The sequence below is a fragment of the Stutzerimonas xanthomarina DSM 18231 genome (assembly GCF_900129835.1).
GTDB classification, from domain to species: domain Bacteria; phylum Pseudomonadota; class Gammaproteobacteria; order Pseudomonadales; family Pseudomonadaceae; genus Stutzerimonas; species Stutzerimonas xanthomarina.
Map to the genome: position 1 here is coordinate 367,522 of NZ_FQXA01000003.1, position 23,985 is coordinate 391,506.

At 60.0% G+C, this 23,985-nt stretch carries 22 protein-coding genes; 11 read left to right on the forward strand and 11 right to left on the reverse strand.

The annotated features are described in order from the left end of the window. Positions 1-36 precede the first annotated feature (36 nt). The 4 genes from BUE09_RS09720 to BUE09_RS09735 form a co-directional block, all read right to left on the reverse strand. On the reverse strand, positions 37-3,162 hold the full coding sequence (locus BUE09_RS09720) for a transglycosylase domain-containing protein (protein WP_083380692.1): 3,126 nt from the start codon (positions 3,160-3,162) through the stop codon (positions 37-39). A 142-nt stretch (positions 3,163-3,304) separates the two neighbouring features. Beyond that, positions 3,305-4,054 carry an MBL fold metallo-hydrolase gene (locus BUE09_RS09725; protein ID WP_073300793.1) on the reverse strand — a complete coding sequence of 250 codons (750 nt, stop codon included), beginning with the start codon at positions 4,052-4,054 and terminating at the stop codon, positions 3,305-3,307. A gap of 3 nt (positions 4,055-4,057) precedes the next feature. Beyond that, positions 4,058-4,987 (reverse strand): pyridoxamine 5'-phosphate oxidase family protein, encoded by a 930-nt coding sequence (locus BUE09_RS09730; RefSeq protein WP_073300794.1) that lies wholly within the window; start codon positions 4,985-4,987, stop codon positions 4,058-4,060. Between the two features lie 11 nt (positions 4,988-4,998). Next, positions 4,999-5,598 (reverse strand): glutathione S-transferase family protein, encoded by a 600-nt coding sequence (locus BUE09_RS09735; RefSeq protein WP_073300795.1) that lies wholly within the window; start codon positions 5,596-5,598, stop codon positions 4,999-5,001. 152 nt (positions 5,599-5,750) lie between these two features. Between BUE09_RS09735 and BUE09_RS09740 the strand changes: the two genes are divergently transcribed. After that, positions 5,751-6,311, forward strand: coding sequence for a TetR/AcrR family transcriptional regulator (locus tag BUE09_RS09740; RefSeq protein WP_073300796.1), 561 nt, complete (start codon positions 5,751-5,753; stop codon positions 6,309-6,311). Between the two features lie 20 nt (positions 6,312-6,331). Here BUE09_RS09740 and BUE09_RS09745 read toward each other — a convergent pair whose 3' ends face one another. Both BUE09_RS09745 and BUE09_RS09750 read right to left on the reverse strand, forming a co-directional pair. Then, on the reverse strand, positions 6,332-9,406 hold the full coding sequence (locus tag BUE09_RS09745; protein WP_073300797.1) for an efflux RND transporter permease subunit: 3,075 nt from the start codon (positions 9,404-9,406) through the stop codon (positions 6,332-6,334). A gap of 5 nt (positions 9,407-9,411) precedes the next feature. Next, positions 9,412-10,509 (reverse strand): efflux RND transporter periplasmic adaptor subunit, encoded by a 1,098-nt coding sequence (locus tag BUE09_RS09750; protein WP_073300798.1) that lies wholly within the window; start codon positions 10,507-10,509, stop codon positions 9,412-9,414. A gap of 94 nt (positions 10,510-10,603) precedes the next feature. Here BUE09_RS09750 and BUE09_RS09755 point away from each other — a divergent pair, with 94 nt between their 5' ends. Further along, the gene (locus tag BUE09_RS09755) at positions 10,604-11,257 is read left to right on the forward strand and encodes a TetR/AcrR family transcriptional regulator (RefSeq protein WP_073300799.1); all 654 of its coding nucleotides are present in this window, start codon (positions 10,604-10,606) and stop codon (positions 11,255-11,257) included. 219 nt (positions 11,258-11,476) lie between these two features. On the opposite strand, the gene dgt is transcribed toward BUE09_RS09755, so the two are convergent. After that, positions 11,477-12,973 carry a dGTPase gene (dgt, locus tag BUE09_RS09760; RefSeq protein WP_073300800.1) on the reverse strand — a complete coding sequence of 499 codons (1,497 nt, stop codon included), beginning with the start codon at positions 12,971-12,973 and terminating at the stop codon, positions 11,477-11,479. Between the two features lie 119 nt (positions 12,974-13,092). Here dgt and BUE09_RS09765 point away from each other — a divergent pair, with 119 nt between their 5' ends. The 4 genes from BUE09_RS09765 (at position 13,093) to BUE09_RS20760 (ending at position 16,435) form a co-directional block, all read left to right on the forward strand. After that, a complete protein-coding gene (locus BUE09_RS09765) occupies positions 13,093-13,281 on the forward strand; it encodes a hypothetical protein (protein ID WP_073300801.1) in 189 nt (62 codons plus the stop codon). Between the two features lie 39 nt (positions 13,282-13,320). After that, complete coding sequence (locus tag BUE09_RS09770) at positions 13,321-13,998, forward strand: MOSC domain-containing protein (RefSeq protein WP_073300802.1); 678 nt, start codon at positions 13,321-13,323, stop codon at positions 13,996-13,998. A gap of 205 nt (positions 13,999-14,203) precedes the next feature. Further along, on the forward strand, positions 14,204-16,126 hold the full coding sequence (locus BUE09_RS09775) for a HAMP domain-containing methyl-accepting chemotaxis protein (RefSeq protein WP_073300803.1): 1,923 nt from the start codon (positions 14,204-14,206) through the stop codon (positions 16,124-16,126). A gap of 177 nt (positions 16,127-16,303) precedes the next feature. Further along, positions 16,304-16,435 carry a hypothetical protein gene (locus BUE09_RS20760; RefSeq protein WP_254980187.1) on the forward strand — a complete coding sequence of 44 codons (132 nt, stop codon included), beginning with the start codon at positions 16,304-16,306 and terminating at the stop codon, positions 16,433-16,435. Positions 16,436-16,489: 54 nt separating this feature from the next. Here BUE09_RS20760 and BUE09_RS09780 read toward each other — a convergent pair whose 3' ends face one another. Continuing rightward, on the reverse strand, positions 16,490-17,386 hold the full coding sequence (locus BUE09_RS09780) for an EamA family transporter (protein WP_073300804.1): 897 nt from the start codon (positions 17,384-17,386) through the stop codon (positions 16,490-16,492). A gap of 214 nt (positions 17,387-17,600) precedes the next feature. Between BUE09_RS09780 and BUE09_RS09785 the strand changes: the two genes are divergently transcribed. Together BUE09_RS09785 and BUE09_RS09790 are read left to right on the forward strand one after the other, a co-directional pair. Then, positions 17,601-18,305 carry a YebC/PmpR family DNA-binding transcriptional regulator gene (locus BUE09_RS09785; RefSeq protein WP_073300805.1) on the forward strand — a complete coding sequence of 235 codons (705 nt, stop codon included), beginning with the start codon at positions 17,601-17,603 and terminating at the stop codon, positions 18,303-18,305. A gap of 34 nt (positions 18,306-18,339) precedes the next feature. Beyond that, a complete protein-coding gene (locus BUE09_RS09790) occupies positions 18,340-18,684 on the forward strand; it encodes a YajD family HNH nuclease (protein WP_019342425.1) in 345 nt (114 codons plus the stop codon). 22 nt (positions 18,685-18,706) lie between these two features. Here BUE09_RS09790 and BUE09_RS09795 read toward each other — a convergent pair whose 3' ends face one another. Continuing rightward, positions 18,707-19,138 (reverse strand): universal stress protein, encoded by a 432-nt coding sequence (locus tag BUE09_RS09795; RefSeq protein WP_073300806.1) that lies wholly within the window; start codon positions 19,136-19,138, stop codon positions 18,707-18,709. A gap of 119 nt (positions 19,139-19,257) precedes the next feature. On the opposite strand from BUE09_RS09795, the gene BUE09_RS09800 reads away from it, so the two are divergent. The 3 genes from BUE09_RS09800 to BUE09_RS09810 all read left to right on the forward strand — a co-directional run bounded on the left by BUE09_RS09800 (position 19,258) and on the right by BUE09_RS09810 (position 21,140). Further along, the gene (locus BUE09_RS09800; protein WP_073300807.1) at positions 19,258-19,701 is read left to right on the forward strand and encodes a group II truncated hemoglobin; all 444 of its coding nucleotides are present in this window, start codon (positions 19,258-19,260) and stop codon (positions 19,699-19,701) included. A gap of 91 nt (positions 19,702-19,792) precedes the next feature. Continuing rightward, positions 19,793-20,341 (forward strand): non-canonical purine NTP pyrophosphatase, encoded by a 549-nt coding sequence (locus BUE09_RS09805; RefSeq protein ID WP_019342422.1) that lies wholly within the window; start codon positions 19,793-19,795, stop codon positions 20,339-20,341. A 4-nt stretch (positions 20,342-20,345) separates the two neighbouring features. Next, complete coding sequence (locus BUE09_RS09810; RefSeq protein WP_073301030.1) at positions 20,346-21,140, forward strand: SIR2 family protein; 795 nt, start codon at positions 20,346-20,348, stop codon at positions 21,138-21,140. Between the two features lie 80 nt (positions 21,141-21,220). Here BUE09_RS09810 and BUE09_RS09815 read toward each other — a convergent pair whose 3' ends face one another. Both BUE09_RS09815 and BUE09_RS09820 read right to left on the reverse strand, forming a co-directional pair. Continuing rightward, entirely contained in the window at positions 21,221-21,736 is a 516-nt protein-coding gene (locus BUE09_RS09815; protein WP_073300808.1) for a hypothetical protein, read from the reverse strand. A gap of 228 nt (positions 21,737-21,964) precedes the next feature. Then, positions 21,965-23,905 (reverse strand): sodium:solute symporter family protein, encoded by a 1,941-nt coding sequence (locus tag BUE09_RS09820; protein ID WP_073300809.1) that lies wholly within the window; start codon positions 23,903-23,905, stop codon positions 21,965-21,967. Positions 23,906-23,985: the final 80 nt, after the last annotated feature.

Genomic DNA, 23,985 nt, shown 5'->3' on the forward strand with positions numbered 1-23,985 from the left:
GCGGTCAGGTGCGCCCAACCGCTCGACCCGTCATCGTCAGTCCTTGTTCTCAGTACTCGCTGTCAGCGTCGGCTTCAAGGGCTCGCCGACCGGCTGGCATTGCGTCTGCGCACCGGGCTGCAAATACGGCTGCAGTATCGGCGCCATGCCCTTGAGCACCTGTACCGGCAGCGCAGAGGTAAAGCGGAAGCTGTCCGCCCCGCGGCCCGGCACGTAGGCTGTCAGCGTGCCGAAGTGATTCGGCCCGAGGTAGAACACGAAGGTTGCGGTGCGATTCAGCGCCAGCGAGCTGATCAGTCGACCGCCGGCGCCAACGGTCTGGATCCGGTTGTCACCCGTCCCGGTCTTGCCGCCAATGCGCAACGCTTCACCATCTGCCTGCATGAAGCTGCCGCGAATGCGACGGGCAGTGCCGCCTTCGACCACACTGGCAAGCGCTTCGCGCAACGCCGTCGCCACCTCGCTGGGCAGAACTCGCACCCCGACATCCGGTTTGATGCCGAGGCGCGTTTCATACGGGGTTTCGCTGGCGAAATGCAGGCTGTCGATGCGCACACTGGGCAGCCGCACGCCGTCGTTGACGATAATGCCCATCAACTCGGCCAACGCCGCCGGGCGGTCGCCCGAACTGCCCAGCGCTGTCGCCAGCGAAGGCACCAGATGGTCGAACGGATAACCCAGCCGCTGCCAGCGGCGATGGATATCGGTAAAGGCTTCAACCTCGAGCATGATGCGGATACGGCTGTCCCGGGCGCTCTTGTGCCGGCTGCGGAACAGCCAGCCGTACACCTCCTGGCGCTCGGCGGTACTGGCCGCAATCACCTCGGTAATGCCGGCCTCCGGATGCTTGATCAGGTAACCCAGCAGCCACAGGTCCAGCGGGTGGACGCGAGCGATGTAGCCCTGATCGGGCAGGCTGTAGGCGCCCGGCGCGTAGCGTTCGTACAGCGAGTCGACGGCCTTGTCGGTGAGGTCTGCCGTCGGCAGACGCGCCTTGAGAAAGCGCTCGAAGGCCGCGCGATCCGCCTCGGGCATCAAGTAGCGATGCACCGCAGCCAACCTCGATGGCGTCGGGCGCATGCCGTCCAACAGTGCCTCGATGCGTTCGTCGGCGCTCTTGTCGCGATACTTGCGCCAGAAACGCTGCAGAAACACCGAGCCTTCGCGATCAGCAAAACGCTGCAGGTACTCTCGCCGCTCAGGGTTGTCATCACTCCTGAGCAGCTCGGCGCCATTGGATGTCTGGTAGGTGCTGTAGCTCACCAGATCACGCATCAGCCGAACGAACGGGAGGTTGATCGATTCCTGCAGCGCTTCGCGCATGGTCGGCAGGCGGCCGTCGTCCTCCCGGCGGAAGTTGCCGAAGCGGTGCATACCGGCGCCGGTAAAAAAACGCTCGGTCGGACTGGCCGAGTAGCGACGTTCCAGCGCCGCATCAAGCATTGCTGGCAGGTTGCGATCCTCATGCTGAATCAGATAAGCCAGCGCCCAGCGGGTCAGCGGATCCACCGCCTCAGCCTTGCGCAAGGTGGCGACGTCGCTCTTCGCGTAACGCTCGTGCAGCTCGGCGATGACCTCCAGATAAGTCGTCAGCACCCGCAGCTTGGCAGTCGAGCCTAACTCCAGCTTGCTGCCCTCGTTGATGTCGAACGGCTGGTTGGTGTTGTCGGTCTGCACCCGCACACGGAAGCCCTGCTCGCCGCGCTCAAACAGCGTGAAGCTGTAACGCACATCGCCGGTACGCTCAGGCGACAACATGCGCTCGCCAAACAAGCCCACTTCACCGGCGAACGACGGATCGGCCAGGCGATGCAAGTATTCGGTAACTTGGGTCTGAAGCTCACCATGCAGCGGTGTGGTCGCGGCCAGATCAAGGCGGTCGAGCTCATACAACGACACACCCAGCAGGCTGCTCAGGCGCATCCGTGCCGCCGTGATCCCCTTGCTGGACGGCACCTCTCGGATCCCCGGCTCGAGACGCAAGTTGCGGAACACAACCTCCTGCTGCAACGCGGCATTGCGCAGCCGCGTGCCGATCACACCGCCATTGGCCAGCAGGCGGATATGGCTGTCGGTGAGCTCCGCCATGTCGTCGCGCCCTGCGCCGAGGTAGTACGACGGGCGCCGCTGAGCGATCAACAGCGAGAGCACCTGACGCAACGCGAGCCCCTGCGTTTCATCACTGACGCCGGCGTTACGCCGAACATCGAGCACCCGGTTGACCTCGGCAAAATCAGCGCCGTACCAGAGGCGCAATCCATCGGCGATGCCGTGCACCTCGCCATGACCGTAGGCGGCAGACAGCGGCACGCTGTTGAGGTAGTCGCGGACGATGCGCTGCCGGGTCGCCATGGTTTGCTGGCCTTCGCGGTAGGTGCGCACGCTCGCGGAAATCATCTGCCGAATCTTTTCCTCCGCGCTTCCGGTGCGTCCTTCCGGGGAGTGGCGATATTTCTCTACTTGGGTAGCGAGTGTGCTACCTCCGGCTGCCTGGACCGGCAGGCCCAGCTTCTTTTCCACCTGACTCACCGCCGCCATGGTGAACCGCGGCCAATCCACCGCCGGGTTGGCGCGAGGGCGGTCCGCGTTTAGCAGTCCACGATCCTCGATGAACAACAGGCTCATCGCAATGACAGGCGGCACATCTTCGAAGGTTTCGTAGTACTGGTGCGGGTAGCTGTTGGTGTACAGCGGCTCGCCACGACAATCGTCGATGGTCAGCCCGGCCTGGGACTTTTCCGGATAAGGCACAAAAAAGCCGTGGCTGACGTACCGCTGCAAGGCCGGTGAAAAGTGCACCTGCTGCTGAATATCGAACCCACGTGCACTCAGCCGCTCGAGAAATGTCGGCAAGGCCGCATAGCCAAGGCGCCGGTCGAAGGGCCCGGCCTCTGGAAATTGGATGCTGCTACTGACACCGGATTCGACCTGATAGTCGAGATTCTCGGCATAACGGCTTAGCCAGAGCGCCTGCAGCTTCGATGTGTGCATCTCATGCCAGGCGGCATAGCCTCCGCCGGCAAGCAACGAAACGCCCAGCAACACGCTCATGCGGCGCGCCACACGACTACCGGGAGAGCGTGTTTTGCCCGGTTTTTTGGTGGAAGGCACGCGCGTGCTACCACCTGCTCGGGATGTATCGGTCCGCCATACTGCGCCCATCTTTTTCCGGCCTGGCTTTCTAGGAAAATCACAGGCTTAAGCTTAGCTGGAGGCGCTTCGTTCAACGTGCGCAAGCAGACGAACGGAACAGCTCAAACTAGCGGGTTGAAAGCCAAACGATCGGGGTCGGCAGGCGTCCGATTCACTCGATCCAGTGCGGATAAAAACCAAGTTGCGCCTGCAATTGGCTGTCCTGCATCTGCTCGACCTCGATAGGCAGTGGCTTCGGCTCGTTTTCAGAGACCGCGGCATCGCCCCGAAAAAAGAACCGCCGACCGTCATCAAGGGTCAGGAACAGCCCCAGAGCACCGTGCCCCGGCAGTTTTACCAGTACCAACCGTTCGTCGCCGACCAGGTCAAGACTTTCCTGGAACCCATAGAACCAACGCCGTTCGAAGCGCAGCGGGTGCCATTTGACGCCGTGGGCGAACTGCGCCGGAAGGACTGCAGGAGGCGTCGCGTTGTGTGCGTAATTAATACCCTCCGGACTGGCCAGAACCGTCACCTCGGCAAAATCAGCCAACCCGGAAGCGTACTGCCAGCGAGCGCATCCCAATACGACCCGGTCGATCACAAGGCCGTCGCGATCAAGTTGGTCACGAACCGGCTGCACGGCGCCGTAGCGCTTTTCTCGCCATGGAATTTCGCTGTCCAACTGCGCATCGATCTGCCGCCCCAGGCCCGTACCGAACAGCAGCCGACGGCCCTGGTGCTCGATCAGCACAGCGATGTGATTGATCGGTGGCGGTTGGACCCAGCCGCCATCACGCCAGGCAAACTCACCACTGGACAGGGTTTGCCCAGTACGGACCAGGCTGAAGCGCAGTTCAGCTGCATCCACGCCAGCGGCTAACAGCACCAGAGACAATCCAATCATGTTCAAGCGGCGCATGGCTCACACTCCTAGTCCGGGAAGAAAAGGCGAGTTGTCCGGCGCTGCGAATGCCAGGGGCAGACGTGAACGCCGCAGAACCCAACGACCCGGCGTCAGCGCGAGCATGCGCTCGGCACCAGGCGGCGCGGTAATGCCCAATGCGGCGTACTGCTCGGGCCAGACCACGTCCGCCAGCGCCTGCATCTGGAGCAGGTCGCCGCTGGCGAAATCGACGAACAGCAGCCCGCAACGCGGCTCACGCACCAGATTGCCTAAGGTGTTGAACAACCGATTGCCCCTGTAATCCGGCAACCAGTGGCGGCCGTCCCGACCGATTTCGACGAAGCCCGCCGGGCCGCCACGATGGGATATGTCGACACCACCGCCCTGCGGGTCCGCGCTATGACTGGCGATAAACAGCGTGTCGGCCTTTTGCAGCAGTGCCCACAGCTCATCGTCCAGCCCATCGCCTTGGAGCATTGGCCCTGGCTGACGGACGGCTGGTCGGCAATCTCGCGCCTGGATGTATTTCGGGCAGTTGCCGAACGACTGCACCACCGCAACACTGAAGCCCTGGGCATCGCTTACGACGATTCGCCCGTTCATCCGGTTGCGCCGACGGGTCGGCCACTCCAGCCCCAGCAAACCGACCATGGCGCTGGGGTGTAACAATGGCGCAATCGGATCGTCAGCCTGCGCGTTGGCACCGACGCAAAGCAGTTCAGGATGTGGCGACCAAGCGAACCCGGTCGTCCCCCAGAGCACCGATGCATGAGGCTGCCCTTCCCTGTCCACCGCCGCGACCAGCAGCGCAGGCAACTGAGCGAAGAATTCGCAATGTTGATCGGGCATGAACGAGCGGATCATCCGGCTGCCGATCTGCTCGGCTTTTTCACGCACGCCGGCACGGCTCTGCACCCATTGCTCACCGGCATGGAAGGGACTGCTCATGATCGCCGCTCCTATTCCAGGCCCGGCATGCCGACGTAGCCCGGCAGCTCGCGAATGCGTGAACACCACGCCCGTACTGCCGGGTAAGGCGCCAGATCGATACCACCTTCGGGGGCCAATGCCGCGTAGGGGTATACGGCGATGTCGGCGATGGTTGGCACCGCTGTTTCAGCCAGCCAGGTGTGTTCGACGAGCTGCTGCTCGAGCAACTGCATGACCGCCAGCGCACGTTCTGAGGTCAAGGCTTCGTCGATCGGCCGGCCGAACAAGCGCGCCACTCGAGCAGTAGCCGGGCCATGCTGCATTTCGTTGGCGGCGAAACTCAGCCAACCAACGATGCGCGCCTGCGTCTGTGCATCTGACGCAAACCAGGCCTCATCGGCATAACGCCGCGCCAGATAGACAAGAATGGCCTGCGAGTCGATCACCCGCACATCCCCATCCTCAAGCACCGGGATCTGCCCGCGCGGATTGATCGCTAGAAACGGCGGTTGCTTGTGCTCGCCCTTCAGCAGATTTACCGGAACCACCTCAGCCGCTTGACCGATCAGGCTAAGGAACAGGCGCGCCTTGTAGCAGTTACCGGACAGGGTCAGATCGTAGAGTTTCATCGTGTCGCTCCTTCACAATGATAGGGGGGCGGGTGAAGCACGACTGGATAATAGACAGACCTGTCTGTACACTTCAAGCACATTTTTTCGCCTGGATGGCGATTGGTGGGAACAGAGCCGCTCCCACATAATGGCCATCTGAGGAGACCTACATGGCAACGAACAAGCGCGATCTGTTGCTCAGCACTGCCGAGCGGCTGTTCTACACAGAGGGTTATCACGCCACGGGCATCGATCGGATTCTCAGCGAATCTGGCGTGGCCAAGATGACGCTGTACAAGCACTTCAGATCCAAGGAAGAGCTGATTCTGGCGGTACTGGACGCGCGACAGCAGCCAATGCTCGAGCGCCTACGCGAAGCATGCGACAAGCTGCCGCCACGCAAAGCGCTGCTCGGCGTTTTCGAAGGATTGAACACGATGATTAACAGCCCCAGCGCGTTCTGTGGCTGCCTGTTCATCAATGCCGCCGCCGAATATCACGACCGCGATCACCCTATTCACCAGCGCTCGGCGGCGTACAAGGCACAGTTTCAGACCCACCTGCGCGAATTGCTCGAAGCGCTCGATGCACCGCAGCCAGCGCAGCTTGCACGTCAATTGCAATTTTTGGTCGAGGGTGCGCTGAGCATGGCGCACATCGAGGGGCCTGCCGACCAGGCGCTGCTGGCCAAGGCGGCGGCTGACAAATTGCTGCAAGCCGCCGGCATCTGAGCGATGCCGGCGATGCGCCCTTACACCGCGCGTTCTTCCTTGACCCTGAACCAGGCCGCATAAAGCGCCGGCAGGAACAACAGCGTCAATGCTGTCGCGACGATCAGGCCGCCCATGATCGCCACCGCCATCGGTCCGAAGAACACACTCCGCGACAATGGAATCATCGCCAGCACCGAAGCCAAGGCAGTCAGCACGATGGGCCGGAAGCGACGAACCGTGGCGTCGATGATGGCGTTGAAACGATCCTGCCCGGCGCCGATGTCCTGCTCGATCTGGTCCACCAGAATCACCGAGTTGCGCATGATCATTCCTGATAGCGCGATGGTACCGAGCATCGCGACAAAGCCGAACGGCTTGCCGAACAACAGCAGGAACAGCGCAACGCCAATCAGCCCCAGCGGCGCGGTCAGGAACACCATGGCCGAACGTGAGAAGCTCTTGAGTTGCAACATCAGCAGGCTGACCACGACGATGACGAACAGTGGCATGCCGGCATTTACCGAGGCCTGACCCCGACTGGAATCCTCCACGGTGCCACCGACTTCCAGCAGATAACCGCTGGGCAGCGCATCACGAATTTCGCTCAGCGTCGGCTCGATCTGCTGCACCAGCGAAGCCGGCTGCTGCTCGCCATAGATGTCGGCACGCACCGTCACGGTTGGTAGACGATTACGATGCCAGATCACGCCCTCCTCAAAGCCGTACTCCAGGGTGGCGACCTGCGACAACGGCACGCTGCGGCCGCTGGCGGTGGGAATTGCCAGGCTTGGCAGCATCGACAACATCTCGCGCTCGCGGGCGGTGCCGCGCAGCAGGATCTCGATCAGCTCGTTGTCCTCACGGAATTTACCGGCGGTGGCGCCAGTGAAGGTGCGCTTGAGGAAATTGGACAATTCGACCGTGCTCACCCCAAGCGCTCGTGCGCGATCCTGATCGACGTTCAGCCAGACCACCTTGCTCGGCTCCTGCCAGTCGAGATGTACGTTGGCGACGTAAGGGTTCTCACGCACCTTGGCCGCCACCTGACGCGCCAGATTGCGTACCACATCGATATGCTCGCCGGTCACGCGGAACTGCACCGGATAGCCCACCGGCGGGCCATTTTCCAGCCGGCTGACGCGCCCTCGCAACGTTGGGAAGTCCTCTCTAAGCCGTTCAATCAACCAGCTGCGCAGGGCTTCGCGCTCCTCGATGCTGTTGGCCAGCACCACGATCTGGGCGAAGCTGGTGGCGGGCAGCTGTTGATCCAGCGGTAGATAGAAACGCGGCGAACCGTTGCCGACATAGGCAACGTAATTGTTGATGCCGGCGCGCTCCTCAAGCATTTTTTCGAGGCGGTGCACCTCGGTTTCAGTGGCCCTGAGCGACACGCCTTCGGCCAGCTTCAGGTCGACCATCAGCTCAAGACGGCCTGACGCCGGAAAGAACTGCTGCGGGACGATACGGAACAGTCCGATCGCACCGACGAAGAGCATCAGCGTCAACACAATCACCGTCTTGCGCCGGTGCACACACCAACGAATCACACGGCGCACGCGCTGGTAGAACGGCGTCGAATAAGGGTCGTGGCCGTGGTCGCTGCCGCCGTGCTTTAGCGCATGACGCTTGGCCAGATCCGGCAGCAACTTCTCGCCCAAGAGAGGAACGAACACGACCGCCGCGATCCATGACGCCACCAGCGCAATGGTCACCACCTGAAAGATCGAACGGGTGTACTCGCCGGTGCTCGACTGCGCAGTGGCGATCGGCAGAAAACCGGCAGCGGTAATGAGCGTACCTGTGAGCATCGGAAAGGCCGTGCTGGTCCAGGCGTAGCTGGCGGCCTTGAGCCGATCAAAACCCTGCTCCATCTTGATCGCCATCATCTCCACCGCGATGATGGCATCGTCCACCATCAGCCCGAGCGCCAGCACCAGCGCGCCCAGCGATATCTTGTGCAGCCCGATGTCGAGGTAGTGCATGGTCGCGAAGGTCATCGCCAGGACCAGTGGAATCGACAAGGCAACCACCAGCCCAGTGCGCACACCGAGCGAGAAGAAACTCACCAGCAATACGATTGCCAGCGCTTCGATCAGTACCCGCACGAACTCACCGACACTGGTTTTCACCGCCGCGGGTTGATCGGAGACCTTGCGAAGCTCCATACCAGCTGGAAGCTCCTGCTGCAGCCGGGCAAATTCGCCCTGCAGCGCCTCCCCCAGCATGAGGATGTCACCGCCGGACTTCATCGACACGGCCAGGCCGATCGCCGGTTCGCCCATGAAGCGCATGCGTGGCGCAGGCGGATCATTAAAGCCGCGGTAGACATCCGCGACGTCGCCAATACGGAAGGTGCTGCCGGCAACTCGGATGGGAAAGTCGCGAATCTCCTTGACCGTCTCGAAGCTGCCGGTGACGCGCAACTGCACACGATCGCTGGGCGTCTCGACGAAGCCTGCCGACATCACCGTATTCTGCGCCTCAAGTGCCTGTTGCACAGCTTCCAGCGGCACGCCCAGATTAGCCAACTTGACGTTCGATAGCTCGATCCAGATCTTTTCGTCCTGTAGGCCGATCAGCTCGACCTTGCCTACGTTCTTCACCCGCTGCAGCTGCAGCTGGATGCGGTCGGCGTAATCCTTGAGCACGGCGTAATCGAAGCCCTGCCCGGTCAATGCATAGATGTTGCCGAACGTGGTGCCGAACTCGTCATTGAAAAAGGGGCCGTGCACACCGGAGGGCAAGGTGTGGCGGATGTCGCCGATCTTCTTCCGAATCTGGTACCAGAGATCAGGAATCTTCTCGGAGCGCATCGAATCGCGTGCCATGAAGGTCACGTTGGATTCGCCCGGCCGCGAGAAGGACACGATGCGCTCGTACTCGCCGGTCTCCATTAGCGTCTTTTCGATGCGTTCGGTGACCTGCTGCGAGACTTCTTCGGCGGTCGCACCGGGCCACTGGGTCTGAATCACCATCGCCTTGAAGGTAAAGGGTGGGTCTTCGCTCTGACCCAGCTTGCTGTACGAAAGCGCACCCACCACGGCCATCAGCAGCATCAGATAGACAACGATCTGCCGGTTGCCCAGCGCCCAGGCGGAAAGATTGAAGCGCATCCTGATTACTCCTGCGCTGCCAGCTCGACCGGACGGTTGTCACGATCGACCGCCCTCACCGACTGGTTCTCGTGGAGCATCTGCACGCCAGCCAGGACAACCCAGTCATCCGCTTGCAAGCCTTTGAGGATGGGCACCTGTGTTTCGCCAAAGGCACCGGTTTGCACGGCAACGCGCTCCAGCGTGGCGTCCTCCTTTACTCGCCAAACGTAGGCCTTGCCCTGCTCGGCAGTGACCGCCGAAAGCGGCACGGCCAAGGGCACCTCACCGTTGCTGCGGATCGACACCAGCGCACTCTGCCCCAGCTCGGCAGGCACATCAGAATCGGCGAATGCGACACGCGCCGAATAGGTGCGCGACTGAGGATCGGCAGCCGGCGACAGCTCGCGAATATGGCCGGGATACTGCTTGCCCGGATGGGACCAGATTTCCACTGAAACCTTCTGACCAACCGAATAGCGGTCCAGCGCCTGTTCCGGCAAGTTGATCGCCACCTCGCGCTCACCATCGGCAGCCAGGACGAAAGCCGTCTGGCCGGCCGCGACCACCTGCCCCACCTCAACCTGGCGCTGGGCGATCACCCCTTCGTGAGTGGCGCGCAAAACGGCGTAGCCAACCTGGTTGTTGGCCACATCGAATTCTGCGCGAGCTTGCTGCAGCCGCGCCTGCGCCGAGCGATAGGCGTTTTCAGAGGAGTCGAATTGCGAGCGGCTGACCAGTTGCCGATCCATCAAGGTCTTGTAGCGCTCATGCTCGGCACGGGCGACCCGGAGGTTGGCTTCAGCCGCCGCCACCTGAGCACGGATCCCCTCGAGTTGCAGCTGCACATCCTGCGGGTCGAGCTTGGCCAACGGTTGATCCTTGTGTACGCGCTCGCCGGCTTCGACCATGCGCTCAGTTACCTTCCCGCCGATCCGGAACGCCAGTTCGGGTTCGTAACGCGCATGCACCTCGCCCGGATAGCTTTCAAAGGCCTCACCGGCGGGCTGTGGCTGAGCCACCATCACGGGGCGCGTCGAGAGCGGCTCAGGCTCGCCATTGCCGCAACCGGCAAGCAAGGCAAAACCAAATACACCGAGGAAGGGCAAGGCATGTCGGAACACGTCGAATCTCTCTCTGTCGCGAAGCGGGTTCTAATACTTATACTGCGCGGTATAGTAAAAATACCGAACTCACCAGTCTAGTATTAAAACGCACATGATAAAGAACCCACCCGCACCCTCTGGCCCGGGCCGTCCGAAGGACCCCGCCAAACGCGAGGCGATCCTGATGGCCGCTCAGGTGCTGTTTCTCAACAATGGTTACGAAGGCAGCAGCATGGACGCCATCGCGGCCGAAGCCGGTGTCTCGAAGCTCACGCTGTACAGCCACTTCAAGGACAAGGAAGCGTTGTTCGGCGAGGCGGTGAAGACCACCTGCGAAACACGCCTGCCGCGCCGGCTGTTCGTGCTGGAGGATGGGTGTGAGTTCCGTTCGGTCCTGCTAGACATTGCCCATGCTTTTCACGAGCTGGTCATCAGCCCCGAATCCATCGGTCTGCACCGGGTGATGGTGGCGATGGCAACGCAGAACCCGGCCCTGTCGCAGATGTTCTTCGACGCTGGCCCACAGAAGCTATTGGTCGACTTGGAGCAGATGCTCGACCAGGCCCACCAGCGCCAGTTGCTGAACGTGCCCGAACCGATGCGCGCTGCAGAACATTTCTGTTCATTGATCAAAGGCGTTGCCCATTTCCGTCTGCTGATCGGCTACGCCGAGCAACCGGACGCAGCAGACATGAAGCGACATGCCGAGGATTGCGTCGATCTGTTCATGCGCGCTTACACCCGCGAGCCTCTTACAGTCGACTGAAGCAGCAGCTAGGCTCCGCAGCGGGAACGAGCCCTGCTACAACCGGCCGCCCCGCGCATGCTGCCCAACAACTCCGCAAGCCAACCCGCTTCACACGCCGCAGGGGGCCGTGCGAAAACCAAACGCCGAGCACATCGTTGATTTTCCATTGGCCCGGGCCGCGGTAAATGCGCGAGACAAGGCACCCGAGAATGCCTGCCAGAACGGCAGGCCTGCGCGTCACAGAGCAGAGAGAACGCGGTATTCGTCCTGTGCCAATTGATCAGTCATGCCGCTGACGAAGTCTTGCAACATGCGGCAGCGGTAGTAGAACTCCCACAACGGTTGGTCTTCACGCCTCTCAGGGAGCGTTTTGAGCGACTCGTGGTAGGCCTTTATCAATTGACTGGGCAGCCGCCGCGCGAGCATCTGCAGGTGCGGTTCGCTGCGGCAGCTGCCTTCGGTCAATGCCTGGAAGGTCGTCGGTGCAACGGACAGCAGTGGCGCATAGGCGTCCAGCAATCCCTGCAGAATCCGGTAGCCCTGCAGCTGCAGGGTCTCGACTTCGCGATGGCAGAACACGCGGTCCATCGCGACGTCCTTGAACGTCTGCACGATGGCGTTGGGCAGGCTTGCGTCCTCCAGCAGGGCACGGTCCAGCGTGCCGTCGTACACCGCTTCGATATGCTCGATAAATTGCTGGGCCGCGTGCTGCACCAGCGGATGCACCATGTTCACCCGCAGCCAGATGAAGAATTCGCCCACCTTGTTGATCGGCTCTTTGGCAGCGCGCGCCTGAGCGTACTCGACCATGCTGCGAAAGCTGCGGCCGGTACTCGCAATCAGCTCGTCGGGCGAGCCGTGTTCGGCGAATTTGTCGATCAGCAGCTGTGATAGCTGCTCGATGCTGAAGATGCCCTTCTCGACCGAGTCCTCGATATCGGCGAGACAATAAGCGATGTCATCGGCTGCCTCCATGATGTACGCAACCGGATGACGCGTGCCTGGCTGCAGACCCAGCGCACTCTGCAAATCTGCGACGAAAGGCTCCTCCGATAGGTAGAAGCCAGGCTTCTTCAACAGATAGGCACCGGGTGCTCCCTTGGCCGGCTTAGGCGCGTAAGCGGCGCGCACGTACTTCAGCAGGCCCGCCGTCTGTGTGTAGGTCAGGTTGAGCCGCAGCAGGCTGACCACCAAGCGAATTGCCTGGGCATTGCCTTCGAACCGTTCGAGGTCAACCAGCATGCGCTTGCGCAATTCGTTATCGCCCTGCCCGTCAGGAACCGCGGTGTCGAACAAGGAGTTCAGGTGCCGCTTGAACCACTCGCCAATGGCGAACTCGCCAAAGTGGCCAAACGGCGGGTTACCGATGTCGTGCATCAGGCAGGTCATTTCGACGAGACTTTCCAGCGCACCTTCCAGACCATCCAGGCCATATTGAGCCGCCCGCGAACCAAGCTGTTTGTACAGAGTGCGCACAATGAAGCGCCCGGTCTGCTGGACCTCCAGCGAATGCGTCAAGCGGCTGCGCACCGCCGCATTGCGCTCCAGCGGGAACACCTGAGTCTTCTGCTGCAATCGGCGCACGGCAGCGGAATTAATAATGCGGCCGCGATCACTTTCGAGCTGATCGATAATCAGCGACAGATCACCTTCGGACGCCTTGAGCCCCGACTCCAGGCGCCCATAAGGCCGTTGACGGGAGAGCTTGTCCTTGAAGTTCACAGACCGCGGCATGATTCGAACTCGATAAACGACAGAATCGCGAGCCTAGCGCGGCACAGCAGCTTTACCAAGCGATCAGGCGCCAACTGCCGTGGTCGTTTAGAATCGCCCGCTCAGTTTGAGGAGCAGCCATGAGCCGGTCGGAGTTTCATCAGCAACATGCCGAGCGTGCGACCGCCGAAGCGCGACGACTACTCGAACAACGACAGGCGCTCGGCGCCCGCTGGCTAGGCTGGGTCGCAACCGAGCTGTATCAGCTGAAACCGCCAGAATTCGCTGCCATGGTGCGTCGCGAGCTGGTCCGTCTCAACGAAACTTGAAGCCAGCCCCTTTTCACTCATCCAGATCAGAGGGTGCTCATGCAATGGCCGGCTGAAGGTCCGTTCCTGCGCAACCAACTGCTGCGGCTGCCGGGTACGGAGAAGCCATCAGCCATCGACAAACAACTGGCGATGAGCGACGTCTGGCTCGATTTCAATGGGCTGCAGGGCGACCGAGTCGCCGATAACCGTTTCCATGGCGGGCCGGATCGCAGTCTTTGCCACTATCCGGCCGATCATTACGCTCACTGGCACAGGCATTTTCCGCGTTTGCGGGACATTCGCCCCGGAGCGTTTGGCGAAAATATGTCGACGCTGGGCCTGGATGAACGGCAGGTATGCATCGGCGATCGCTTTCGGTGGGGTGATGCCCTGATCGAAGTCAGCCAGCCCCGTTCGCCCTGCAGCAACCTCGACCGGCGACACGACGCTAGCGGCCTCGCCCGGCAACTGGCCAAAAGTGGCAGAACCGGCTGGCTGTACCGAACCCTTGAACCCGGTACCGTTCATCTTGGTGCAATGCTGCGGCTGATCGAACGGCCGTGTCCCGCCGCAAGCGTGTTACGCATCTGGCGCGGCTACATGAATGAAGACCTCAGCAATACCGAACTCGACTGGCTGACGAGTCTGCTGCCGCTGGCGAGCGAATACCGCACAGGTTTTCGTCAACGCCTGGACAGTCGACGTCGAAAACAGGACCAGGGTACGTTGTTCTGATATCAGCAAGCGGCGTCGTGCTCTCAGCCGCACCGCTGACCGAGACAGTAGGTCGCCATCGAAGCGACCACCGAAAGAAGTTGCCAGACGCCTGCCCTGCGCGTAAGCCATTCATAAAGTCATCAGACAACACCCTCAAGAATCAGCAGATCTCGCCGATGTCGTTGTACGACTCACCGACATCCGCGCTACCTGAGGAACAACAATGAAAAATCTCAAAGTCAGCCACAAGCTGGCGCTGGGCTTCGCTGCGATGCTGCTGCTCACCATCTGCGTGGCCGCTATTGGCGTGCTCAGCATGGATGCTCTGATCTCCCGGAGCGATAAAGCGCAGACTGCAGAAAGCCTGCTCAACGAAGCCAACCAAATTCGCTATGCGCAGGTGCGTTTCGAAGAGCGCGGCGATGAGAAATATGTCGCTCAGGTAACCGATGCTGTGGAGAAGATCGCCCAGCTCGTCGAACAGAAAAAAGCCAGCTTCTCGCAGCCACAGGACCGTGAGTTACTGCAAGCCATCGTCAATCAGGCGCGCGACTACCAGACAGCATTTGAAAAGCTCGTGGCACTGCATGCATTGAAAAAGCAGACGCGCGCTAACTGGGTCGGTGCCGGCAATACCACCGACAAGTTGATAGCCAACCTTGAGCAACGTTGGAATGGCGTTCAGGGCAACCCGGTTCTGCACCCGACCGGTGACATTGCCAACATCGCGCTGCTGACGACCGAACTGTCCAAGCAGAATCGCCTGCTGCGCTTTACGGTGCGCGGGTATCTGATGGAAGAATCCGAAGCCGCCTTACAGACCTTGAGCCAACAATTCGAGGCGCTGAACGCGGCCATTACGCCACTGGAAGAAGAGCTGATTGGTCCTCAAGCCGAAAGCCTTAAAACCCTCAAGGCCAGCGCGACCGAGTACGTTGATCTGGTGAAGAAGCTGCCACCCATCGTAGCCAGCCAACAACAGGCGCATCAGGACATGGAGGCCATTTTTGCCAGACTCTATGAGCATGCCCAGAGCATCATCTCCAGCCAGACCCAGAAGCGCGCAAACGATGCTCAAACCAAGAAGGTTCAGGTCATCGGCATCACCTTGGCGGCGATCGCTCTTGGCATCCTGATTGGCTGGCTGATCGTCCGTCAGATCACACAGCCCCTCAATCAGGCAGTGCAAATTGCCGAGCGCATCGGCGCTGGGGACATGACCGGCCAGGCTCCAGAGCCGCGCCATGACGAGTTCGGCCAACTGCTCCAGGCGCTAGGCAAGACGCGCGGCAACCTGCAATCGCTGATCGGGCATATCGGTGGCATCACTGCACAGCTGGCCGCAGCCTCGGAGGAGTTATCGGCGGTGACTGAGCAGACCAGTGCGGGCGTCAGTAGCCAGCGTCAGGAAACCGATCAGGTCGCGACGGCCATGCATCAAATGACCGCAACGGTGCAGGAGGTAGCACGCAATGCCGAAGAGGCTTCGAGCGCAGCCCAACGCGCCGATCAGCAGGCTGTGAAAGGCAATACCGTGGTCCAGCGCGCCCTATCGCAAATCGATCGGCTCTCGAACGAGGTCACGTTGTCGGCCGAGGCCATGACCCAGTTGAACCAGGAAACCGACGGCATCAGCACGGTGCTCACCGTCATAAACGGCATCGCCGAGCAGACCAACCTGCTTGCCCTGAACGCTGCCATCGAGGCCGCGCGGGCGGGTGAAGCGGGTCGTGGTTTCGCAGTGGTGGCCGATGAGGTACGGGGGCTTGCCCAACGCACGCAGCAATCCACCGCGCAGATCGAAGCCCTGATCGCCAACCTTCAGAAAGGCGCCCGCACGGCGTCCGGAATGATGGACAGCAGCAGCACCCTGGCTCGCGATACCGTCACTCTCGCGCGGGAAGCGGGCACGGAACTGCAAGCCATTACCGAAACTGTCTCGGTCATTCAGGCGATGAACCAGCAGATCGCCACCGCCGCCGAACAGCAGAGTTCGGTGGCCGAGGAAATCAATCGCAGCGTGCTTAGCGTGCGCGACGTCGCCGAGCAATCCGCCGAGGCGGCTCGGGAGACAGCCTCGTCCACCGCTCGCCTGGCCCAGTTGGGCGGCGAACTGCAGACACTGGTCGGGCGGTTCAAGATCTGATTTTCGCTCAGAAGGGTCGGTTAACCACGCCGCTAGATGTCGCTACCCATTCCTGCATGGCAGGCGTAGGCTCTGTCAGACCATTTTCGATCTTCACGCTCACGCCAAGGGGCATTGGCCACAGAGCAGACCCACGCAAGGATGCATCACTAAGCCACTCATCAGCGAGGCGACATCATGAGCAAAGGTATGGATACAAAGAAGAATGCGAAAAAGAAACCCCTCAAGACCGCGCAGGAAAAGCGCGCGGCCAAACGGGATAAAGCCAGCGGACCCGCACCGTTATTAGGCAGTCACGCTGCTCGCTAGATCCCAACGCTGGTAGAGCGCCCCGCTCGGACACCGTAGCGGGGCGTTTTGCTGTCAGACCGCTGAACTGCCGAAAGCCGTGCGCAGTCGGCCAACCACCCACTCCCCGCCTACGTTGATCACCAGACCCAGCATTACCAACAGCGCGCCAACCGCCTGGTGCAGGCCCAGGTGCTCGTCCAGCAGTACCGCGGCGGAGGTCAGCCCAACGACGGGTACCAGCAGCGAGAACGGCGCAACGGTATTGGCCGGATAGCGCGACAACAGACGACTCCAGAGCCCATAGCCAAGAATGGTCGCGCCAAACGCCAGGTAGATCAGCACCAGCGCTGAATCCATCCCGAAGCCACGCAATGCCCCCCCGATCGCTTCCGGCCCCTCCAGCACCCACGACAGCGCGAAGAACGGAATCGGTGGAATCAGGCTGCCCCACACTACCAGCCCGACCAGATTCACCTTGCCCACCTTGCGGGTAACGATATTGCCGAGTGCCCACATCGATGCCGCACAGATAGTCAGCAGGAAGCCTGCCAGCGTCATGCTGCGATCGCCTTGCATACCGATCAGCAGCAAACCGCCAGCGGCGATCACCAGCCCCACCAGATTGCTTGCACGAAACCGTTCGCCCAGAAACAGGACGGCGAAGAACAGCGTAAAAAATGCCTGCGATTGCAGCACCAACGAGGCCAGACCAGCCGGCATGCCGACTTTCATCGCGGAGAAGAGAAAAGCGAACTGACCGAGGGATATGGTTCCACCGTAGGCCAGCAACCAGCGCAACGGCATCTGTGGCCGTTTAATGAAGAGGATCGCCGGAAACGCAGCAAGCGAAAAACGCAGCGCCCCCAACAGCATCGGCGGAATGTCATCCAGACCGATCTTGATCACGACGAAATTCATGCCCCATACGACGATCACAACCAGGGCCAGCAGCAAGTCCTTCGGCGCCATGGGCGGTTCCCCAAACAAAAATGCAGTTAAGCCGCCCGCCAGGGTTCTGTCCTCATACAGCGATCAGGCAATTAGGCGTTACAGTCACCGCTGGCGCCGCACGTCCCGCCGTAAGCAGACAAATGCGCGTGATCCGTGCCTGCCACAGCGCCAACGGCTAGAATCGCCTCTATCGATCGATCCCATCAACTTGGCAACAATCACGAGAGTAACCATGGGCGCACAGTGGAAAGCGAAACATAAGGAAGCGGCAGCCAACGCGAAGGGGCGAACCTTCGGCAAGCTGTCGAAAGAAATCATGATCGCAGCCCGTAGCGGCGCCGACCCGGACATGAATCCTCGCTTGCGCCTGGTGGTGGAACAGGCCAAGAAAGCCTCGATGCCACGTGAAACCCTGGAACGCGCCATCAAGAAAGGTGCAGGGCTGCTCGGCGAGAGCGTCAACTACGAGCGCACCACCTATGAAGGCTTCGCGCCGCACCAGGTTCCGGTGATCGTCGAGTGCCTGACCGATAACGTCAACCGCACTGTGGCCGAGATCCGTGTGCTGTTTCGCAAGGGTCAGCTCGGCGCCTCCGGCTCGGTCGCCTGGGACTTCGACCACTGCGGCATGATCGAAGCGGCGCCGACGACTGCCGATGCGGACCCAGAACTGGCCGCCATCGAGGCCGGCGCGCAGGACTTTGAAGCCGCAGACGAAGGCGCCACGCTGTTCATCAGCGATGCTACCGACATGGACGTAGTCTGCCGCGCCCTGCCGGAGCAGGGTTTCACTGTCCAGTCGGCACAGCTCGGATATCGTCCGAAGAACCCAGTCTCCACGCTGTCCGAGGCCGAACTCGAAGAGGTCGAAGCCTTTCTCAGCGCCATCGATGCCCACGACGACGTGCAAAACGTCTACGTAGGACTGGCCGGCTGAAGCACACTACAACCGTTGAGCTAGAGGCACAGCGATGAGTACGAACAAACCCAACACCCCTTACGCTCAGCGCGAACAGGGCTATCGTGAAAAAGCGCTGAAGATGTATCCGTGGGTCTGTGGACGTTGCGCTCGGGAGTTCTCGGGCAAGCGCCTGAGCGAGTTGACGGTCCACCACAAGGACCACAACCACGACAACAACCCGGAAGACGGTTCGAACTGGGAATTGCTCTGCCTGTACTGCCACGACAATGAGCATTCACGCTATACCGACAACCAGTATCAGGCCGAAGCCCGGCCGGGTAGCGATCTGGGGCCGAAGGAGACATTCAAGGCCTTCGCCAACCTCGGCGACCTGCTCAAGGGCAAGCAGGACTGACGTTGGCAAAGGCAGGTGTCGGTCACTTCACCAGAAGGACCGGCACCGAGACCTCATGAACCACCCGATTGGCGACCGAGCCCATCAGCATGCCGGTAAAACTTCCCATACCTCGGGTCCCCATCACCACGGTGTCACAGCCGAACCTTTGCACCGCATCGCTCACCTCCTCAGCCACGTTGCCCAGAATGGCGTGAGTCTGGTGTGAAATCCCTGCCGTTTGCAGCGCTGTAGCCGCATCCGCAAGGGTACGGTTCGATTTGTCGATAAAGCTCTTGTTCAGCTCATCAACCGTACCCGCGGTAACGAATTCGCCGTAGAGCACCGGCTCCTGCTGTACGTTCAGTACGTGCACCTGCGGCGGCTTAGTCACATCGGCGGCAAAATCGATGATGTATTGCAATGCCCGTTTGGCATTGTCCGAACCGTCATAAGCGAGAAGAATGTTGCGCATAGCGAGTCTCCAACCAGATGTGACGACAGCATAGACCATCACCCAGGCACGCTTGGTGCCACAAACGCATCTGTTGCTCTGGATCAATCTGCACAATCACCGTCATTCGAGGCCCAACCATGAGTACAAATTTAAGCGCTCCGTTTGGTGTGGGCGATGCTTCATTTCAGGCAGCGGGGGGCGAATCTGGCCTGACCCGCCTGGTCCAAGATTTCTACCGGATCATGGACGAACGCGAGGATGCAGCCTGTGTCCGCCGCCTGTACCCAGACGACCTTGACGAATCGCGCAAGCGGCTGGGTGCGTTTCTTTGCGGCTGGTTGGGCGGTCCACGGCGTTACGCGGAACGCTACGGCAGCATCAGCATTCCGCAATTTCACACGCGCTGGAGCGTCGGTGAAGCCGAGCGTGATGCCTGGCTCAGCTGCATGGCGCTCGCGATTACCAAGCAGGGATACTCCGACGAGTTCGCCGGCTACTTGCTGGCTCAGTTGCGAATCCCAGCAGAACGCATTTTCCAGGCTGGCCAGCGCGTTTGTCCCATACAGCCAACCACGCTGTAGCCCGGCTCGGTCAGGCGCGAGGCCGAACCCCTGCCGCCTCGCTGCGTCATACCTGTATCGGCGACACTGAACCACGTAGCCAGGTGATCACATGAAGATCCGCTTTGCCTCGGTGAACGAGCAAAAGATTCGCGATGCGGAAGAATTTCTCGGGAAAAGTGGCATTGAGATCATCAGGTTCCCGGTGCGCATCGTTGAGACTCAGACCGAAGACCTGAACCAACTGGTCAGCGACAAATTGCTGGCTGCGTTCAAGTTGATTGGCAAGCCGGTGTTTGTTGAGCATTCCGGCCTGTTCATCAACAGCCTGAACGGTTTTCCTGGCGGCCTTACCCAGACCTTCTGGGATCGCCTGCACGCGGTGCGTTTCTCCGATCTGATCGGCAGTCTCGACGACCCCTCTGCGGTGGCACGCACGCTGATCGGCTATTGCGACGGCCGCAAACGGCACTTCTTCAAAGGGGAGGTCACCGGCAGAATTTCCCGCACCCCGGCGGGTGATCAGGGTTTCGAGTGGGACAACGTATTCGTGCCAGATGGCTACTCATGCACCTTCGCGGAACTGGGCGGTGTGCATAACGACCTGTCGATGCGCAGGCGCGCTCTGGATGCGTTCATCACCTACTTGCGGAGGGTTTGAGGTGATGACGCAGAAGCTGCTGGAGGCGTATCGAAACAATCGGCTGATTCTCTTCGTGGGCTCAGGAGTGTCCGCCAATATCGGGCTGCCGCCATGGCGCGAATTGATCAATGAGATAGCAACTCAGCTCGATTACGACCCCGAGGTCTTCGACACCTACGGTAACTTCCTGTCGCTTGCCGAGTACTACCGCATCAAGAAGGGCAACATCGGGCCGCTGCGCAGTTGGATGGACCGGGAGTGGCACAAGGACATCGATATTCGCGACTCGGAAATACACCGGTTGATCGTTCAGGGCCGGTTTCCTGCTATTTACACCACCAACTATGACCGCTGGCTGGAGAACGCGCATGACGCTCACGGCGTCAGCTATCTGAAAATTGCCAATGCCAGTGACTTGGTGAAGGCACGCGACGGCGTGCGGCAAATCGTCAAGTTTCACGGCGATTTCGACGACGACGATTCCATCGTGCTTGACGAGACCAGCTACTACGAAAGGCTGCAATTCGAGACACCACTGGATATCAAGCTGCGCGCAGATACGTTGAGCAAGGCCGTGCTGTTTATTGGCTACAGTCTTTCGGACACAAACATACGGTTGCTGTTTTATAAACTGTCGAAAATGTGGAACCAGCACGAAACGCTAGGCGTCCGTCCTATCTCATATGTTTTCTCGCATAAACCCAACCCCGTGCAGGAGGAAATCCTCAGTCAGTGGGGAATTCGCATGATCACCTCTGAAGATGACGAGCCAGGGCTGGCATTGCAGAACTTTCTAAAGGACTTGGTGGAGGGCTGAACAGAAGACGCGCATAACTCGGTCTGTTCAGCGCACCACATAGAGCAAGTGCGATGCGTAGAACATCGCACTTGTTGGCCTCAGTAGTTGTAGCCGATACCGACACTGTAGAAAAACGCTCCATCGTCGTAACGATCCCGCGCATCGCTTCCACTTTTGAAGAGGAATTGATATTCGGCCATGGCTGTGATGAAGGTTTTATCCTGTACCCAGTATTTGATACCGACCTCCGGCCCACCCATAAAGGTCTCGTCAACCTCCTCGCCATAGATCCCACCGACACTCAACCCGACAAACGGACGGGTGTTGCCACTGCCGAAGTGATAGTCGTAAAACACGCGGGTCGAACCGTCGAACTGCACGCTTTCCCCTTCCGAGTCGCGGGCATTCACGGTTTGCCGAACGCCCCACATGGAGGACTCATCCAGATATGTACCCCAACTACCCTGTAAGGAGAACACTGTATCGTCGAAGTCCTTATCGCTACTGCCCGCACCACCCAGTGTAACCTCGCGATCACCTGCCACCGGAGCGGCAATTGCAATAGCGGGAAGCATGGCGGCGACCAGGAGGGAAGTTTTGAAAAGTCTGTTCATGACAACACCTCTTGTTCTTACTAACTATGGCGGAGTGCGCAACTTATTCGATGCGCATTGTTAATGACAGGCACCCGCCATAACTGTTCATTTTATTTTAGGTATGTTGCGCAAGCACTTGTTTTTAAATCTTTTTTATTTTCAAAATCATCTTATTCAGATAGTTTTTAAGCACGGAAAACAAACGAAACGTACAACTAACGAAACGGCAAACTGCACGGACGATGATCAGTTATTAGTTTTTTCAGGAGTCGCTATATCGTCCGGCAGCATTTCGTCATTGGGGTCGCTATCGAACTCACGCCCCATGGCGATCCGCAACCAGACCGGTATCAATAACAGGCCCACCGCAAGACACATCCAGCTGATTACTGCAGAACCGCCCGCTGGCGAAAACATCAGGCGCCCAACACCAACCAACAGCGAAAAGAGCGAAACAGCCGTTACCGCTACCGCGAAAAGGCGCGTGCCAAGCGCTTTGACCGATACGGCGCCCGCCACTCCATTAAGCCGCGCTGCGCGCCGCCAGAAGCCGAACGGACGTACACGTCCGTAGAAGCGCTTGAGCGTGGCATCGTCGGTAGCGGGAGTAATGAAGGTCACCAGGATTGCGGCTGAGGTGGTCGCCAACGCCATGATTCCAAGGCGCACCCACTCGCGATCAGGATCAGTACCCAAGTAGTAGAGCAGCAATGGCGCTGTTATCAGCGACACCGCCATGGCCGCCAACTCTGAATAGAGGTTGATCCTTTCCCACAGCCAGCGCAGCACCAGCACAGACCCCATTCCCGCGCCGAATAGCAGCGAAATGAACCAGGCAGTCTGGATCGAGCCGAGATTGGCCATGATGATCATCGCAATCAGCAGAATCAGCACGTTGGACAACCGCGCAACCAGGACCAGCTCGCGATCCTTGGGTTTGCGCTTGAGCACATGCGGCGCGAACACGCCGCCATAGACATCATTGCTCCAATAGGAGGCACCCCAGTTGAGGTGTGTATCGACGGTTGACGCCAGCGCAGCCAGCAAGCCAACCAGCATCAGGCCCCTCACGCCAGGCGGCAACAGATCTTCGATACCTTGCACGAACAAGGCCTCGCGCGCGGCTGTGAAGCCATCACCGGCCATTTCCGCTGGCGTGAAGGGATACAACACCAATAATCCGATGGCGATGGCCATCCAGAACAGGCTGCGCAGGAATATCTGTAGCCAGGTGAACACCAGGCCGGCAATCCGAGCGTCACGGTCGGTCGGGCATGCCATGCTTCGCTGCGCAAGGTAACCGGTACCGTCAGCATTCATCTGGAAGAACCACTGCAAGCTGACAATCACCAGAAACGGCATTAACGCCTCTCCCGCATCCGCAGGCGGAGCGAAGGACAACATCCTGCCCGCCTGTTCGCTGCCATAGAGATCGACGATGCGGTCCGTCAGCCCACCCAGTCCGCCTGCTGCGTGAACCACGAACCAGGCGTAGAGCAACGTACCGATCATCGCCAAGCTGAACTGCACAACGTCAGTCTGCACCACCGCGCGCAAGCCGCCCGTAATCGAATACATCGCGGTAAACGCAAGGATCAGCAGGATCGATATCAGATTATTGGCGCTCATCATCGTCGGATCGAGTCCGGTGATGCTCCCACCAAGCTGGATGCCGGTACTGGCAATAAACGCGACGATGGGATCATAGAAGCCAGCCGGTAACCACAGATGCCAGGGCAGAAACACTTCCGCGATGCGAATGGCTGCTACCAGAACCATCGCCAGCACCACGCAGTTGATGACCGTGCCGTAATAGATTGCCTTGAGTAAACGCAGCAGAGTAACGCCCTTGCCGCTATAGCGCACGCAGGTCAACTCGGCGTCGGTCAAGACCCCGGCGCGGCGCCAGCCCACCGCGAACACGAATGCCATCAACAGAAACGCAAGGCCGTAGATCCAGAGACGCCATAGAGCAAAGATTCCAGCCGTCGCAACCAACCCCGTCACCAGCAGCGGCGTATCAGCCGCGAACTGAGTCGCGCCCATGGAAAAGCCTGCCTTCCAACCCTTGATAGTCCTGCCTGCAAGAAAATACTCATCGAGGCTCTGCGAAGCCTTGCCTCTTGCACGCAGGCCGGAACCCAGACCGTAGAGAATGAAGGCCATAACGATCAGTAGGTCTAGCATCGTACTTTCCCCTCGCGGGTGGGCTGATCTTTCTGAGAGCCCGAACAAAATGGAAAATTGCAAGTGCCAGATAAACGGAG